4 protein-coding genes are annotated in these 3,707 nt (G+C 54.4%); 2 read left to right on the forward strand and 2 right to left on the reverse strand.

Annotated features, from left to right (window positions below; all coding sequences use genetic code 11):
- Nucleotides 1–465: 465 nt before the first annotated feature.
- Nucleotides 466–864, reverse strand: coding sequence for an HNH endonuclease (locus BSZ39_RS12300; protein ID WP_083603349.1), 399 nt, complete (start codon nucleotides 862–864; stop codon nucleotides 466–468).
- A gap of 289 nt (nucleotides 865–1,153) precedes the next feature.
- Between BSZ39_RS12300 and BSZ39_RS12310 the strand changes: the two genes are divergently transcribed.
- Entirely contained in the window at nucleotides 1,154–2,110 is a 957-nt protein-coding gene (locus BSZ39_RS12310) for a DUF418 domain-containing protein (RefSeq protein WP_073717606.1), read from the forward strand.
- Between the two features lie 2 nt (nucleotides 2,111–2,112).
- The gene (locus tag BSZ39_RS12315; RefSeq protein ID WP_073717607.1) at nucleotides 2,113–3,120 is read left to right on the forward strand and encodes a trypsin-like serine protease; all 1,008 of its coding nucleotides are present in this window, start codon (nucleotides 2,113–2,115) and stop codon (nucleotides 3,118–3,120) included.
- Between the two features lie 312 nt (nucleotides 3,121–3,432).
- Here BSZ39_RS12315 and BSZ39_RS13980 read toward each other — a convergent pair whose 3' ends face one another.
- Nucleotides 3,433–3,591 carry a hypothetical protein gene (locus BSZ39_RS13980; protein ID WP_158025199.1) on the reverse strand — a complete coding sequence of 53 codons (159 nt, stop codon included), beginning with the start codon at nucleotides 3,589–3,591 and terminating at the stop codon, nucleotides 3,433–3,435.
- Between the last annotated feature and the right edge of the window lie 116 nt (nucleotides 3,592–3,707).

The following is a 3,707-nucleotide window of genomic DNA, read 5'->3' on the forward strand; positions in this document are numbered from 1 at the left end:
ACACAGCACGCTCAGACTCGACGCACTGCCCGGTCACCTCCAACCCGAGCCCGTCGAGCAGGCAGAAACTAGTCAGATCAGGGCAACTGAAGGTATCGTCAGGCACGTCGAGGTCTTCCAGATGAGGCGTGTAGGAACCTTCATCTTCGGAGGGCCTCGACCCCTTCAACCAGCCGCCACGCCGCAAACCCGAACAACGCTACCTACACCCTGGATTGTGAAGAGCCTGTTGACGGCTCTACTTGCGCTTGGCGCTCTTTTCTTTTTCGTGTTTTCTCTGCAAAGATGCTCGGTGCATAATAGCCCAGACCCCAATAGTCCAACAACAATCTATGCGCCTGATGGCGAAGGAAGCTACTGGAATAAGGAACGGATGGAGTCAGCTTCCCCAGCACCTATGCCAACTAAGTGACGAAACATTCTTGGCTCGCTAACACCAAGATAGTTACGCAGATTTTTGATGGCTTAGTAGGTGTAGACCCGAGGTGCTTGCCTCCAGCGGTCATCATCAAGCGCGGTCTGTCTGGAGTGGCAGGGCGTGCACAGCGAGCGGAGTTTGCTGGGGCCGTGAGTGCCGCCGTACTCGAGCGGGTGAACATGGTGGACTTCGGCGACCGGCGTGTAGCGACCGGCTTCGAGGCAGTCTTCGCAGAGCGGGTGGGCGGCGACGTAGGCAGCGCGGATCTTACGCCAACGCGAACCGTAGCGGGCGTTGATCTTCGGATCCCTTTGGTAGCGCCGGTAGCGTGCGTCTTCCGCCTTCGCATGCTGCTCGCAGTAGCGCTCGTGGGTGAAGAGTTGAGTCCCGCATAGTGGTGTAGCGCGGTAGTTGAGGTCGTCGTCTGTGGCGTGTACGTCGGACAAGGACGCGGCCACCGCGTGATCCTTCGATTGAACCTCTTACAGAACTTTCGAACGCAGTCACACGATGACCGCTCTACATCCGTGTACAACACGAACCTGCAGACAATCTCGGCCACCGAGTTACATCACTCTACGGGGCACTACTTCCAGAAGGCTCTCAGAAAGCTCCAAGTTATTGACCAGATTCGGCGGTTATTTTTATAGATAGTCAATTTCCGACACGTCGGTTTTAGGGACCATTTTTATCCCAAGAACGGTTCTCTAAAGTATTAGTAAAGGAGAAAACTGAGTGTCTAAACCTTCACGAATCGTGGGGCTTGATGTAGCGCGCTCACTCGCGATCATCGGAATGATAACTATCCACATGGCCTCGCTACTTTGGAGTACCAAAGTAATGCTCTCTGGCCTACCTGCATCATTATTTGCCATTATCGCCGGCGCGACGATGATGATTATCGGACGAAACTACAACAGCACCACTTTCTTGCGGCTGATTTCCCGAGGCGCCTTAATCATCCTCATCGGCCTGGCTTTATTGCCCGTGGGTGGACAAATTCAAGTGGTTCTCATCGTGATGGGCCTAGTAATGATCCTGGTTTCCTGGATGCCCGCATTGGGAACATGGTGGAGGCTCGGTCTATTCATTGCCGCCACAATTGCCGCAACAGTCGTTTACGCCCCTGTCGAACTGTCACAGATTTATCCGCTACTGGCGTGGATTGCATACTTCATCGGCGGCATGCTTCTTTTCGATGTGTACCTGCGCGGCCGCCTACAGCGCGATTCTGGATCGAATACCAGCACTAACACTCGGCTGAGCTGGATCGTGACCGCTATCAGCGCTGTCATCACGATCATTGGATTGTACTACCGGTTTGACCCAAACATTCCTAGCTGGCTCAGATTTACCGGTCACACCGGTGTTGCCGGAGAGATTATCCTCTCCGTTGCCGTTGCAGCCGTAGTGATCCACCTATGTGTGCTCATAGGCGATCTCTCTTCAACCTTGGTTTACCCTTTCGCTGCCATGGGAACAATGTCACTAACCATTTACATTCTGCACATTCTCACCGCTTTCTACTGGCAGCAAAATGTCGCGTTGCATTCCACTTTGTCAGCAATCGGTTTCATCGTATTCTTCCTCGTCGCAGCCAGCCTCTGGAAGAAGTTTGTAGGACAGGGTCCTGCTGAGAAACTCGTTGCCACCGCAATCAAGGCCATTGTTCCTTCCAAGAAAGGGAAATAACCGTGAAAAAAACATCTTTTTCGATCGCGGCCATTGCCAGCGCCGTCCTTCTAATGACTGCCACTCCGGCTCTCGCACTCGAATATGGAGATCCGGCGCCCGATAATGCGGAAAGCAGTTCCGTTGCCGCGCTCAAAATGGGCAAAATTGGCAGCTTTGGTGACTGCACTGGCACACTCATTGCCGACCAGTGGGTACTGACAGCGCGCCACTGCCTAGAGTCAGTCAACAATGAAGGAACCCAGGCACGCATCGCTGGAAAAATCTACAACGCTGATTCCTGGGCCCTTTCGCCCACATCTGACGCAGGGTTACTTCACCTGACTGAAAAAGTCACTAACGCTACCCCCGCAAAAATCTCCCACGACACTCCAAGCCCAGGGCAGACAGGAACTCTATACGGTTGGAGTAGCAGCTCGTCCATGGCACGATCCGGACAGCTACCAATGGCCAAAATGGTTGTCAAAGAACTATTAGGTGGCGCGCCTTCCGGTTCTGACACGCCGAGCGCTCCCCAAACTCCTTCCAATTCCGAGGCACCTACCGGCGCTGATGCGTCTACAGAGACTGCCCCGCCACAGGATCTACCGTCAAAACCTGGAATGTCAGAATCCGGCCAAACAGCTGACAACTCCATACAGCCCAGGATCGAAACCTCTATCCTGGATGTGCAATCAGTTACTGGAGCTGGCATGCAGGGCGGTGACTCTGGCGGCCCGTTCTTTGTTGACGGAAAGCTTGCAGGACTTGCAACCGCAGGGACTGCTCATGGGGATCCGGACCTGCCTTCCCCCAGCGCCGCAATCACCACTATCGCAGGCATCGCCGAATGGATCGACAACATCGTCTCTGGCCGCGACACCCAGAGCGTTCTAACTGCAGAAACCACTCCTGCACCGCCGAAGAACGTTCAAACCAGCGGCGATAACATTTGGGGCTACCTCGCGATCGCACTCGTAGGCCTTGCTGTTGCAGCAGGCGGATCACGTATCCGAAATGCACGCCAGTAAGAATACCTACTGGCCTGTCTAGCGAATATCATTTCGCGCTTTGAAGCCGCCGCCTAGAAAAAACTGGGAGGCGGCTTCAACCATTAGCGCTTTGCGCTAATGCGACCCGTATCTGCCCCCTTGCCTACTGAAGTTCACAACCGATCAGTATTTCTGAACCAACCGGGAAGATCTGAAGCGTCCTGGGTTTTGTTCCGTTTCTTAATTGGGTGCCAACGGCCTGGGACGGGCTTGGTTGTAACTGTTGGCCTCCTGTGCTGGGGTCCGGTCTCCGAGTGGTTCGTGTAGGTGCTTGGTGTTTGACCAATGGACCTAGTTCATGGTCGCGAACTCAACTTCTGTTACCTTGGCCCAGGCCTGGGAGTAGATCAGCTCAGTCTTATACAGACCGTTTACGCTCTGGGCTAGTGCATTGTCGTATGAATTACCAACCGTGCCGGTCGATGAGGCGATCCCATGCTCGGCGAGCATGGGATCGTATGCGATGGAGAGGTATTGGGCAGGTTCAACCGGTGGTTGCAACACCGGCCTGTTTCAGGGATTGTAGTGCTTCGCCGAAGACTTCGGCGGGGGTCTTCCAGCCGAGG

It is taken from the genome of Bowdeniella nasicola (assembly GCF_001907295.1).
GTDB classification, from domain to species: domain Bacteria; phylum Actinomycetota; class Actinomycetes; order Actinomycetales; family Actinomycetaceae; genus Bowdeniella; species Bowdeniella nasicola.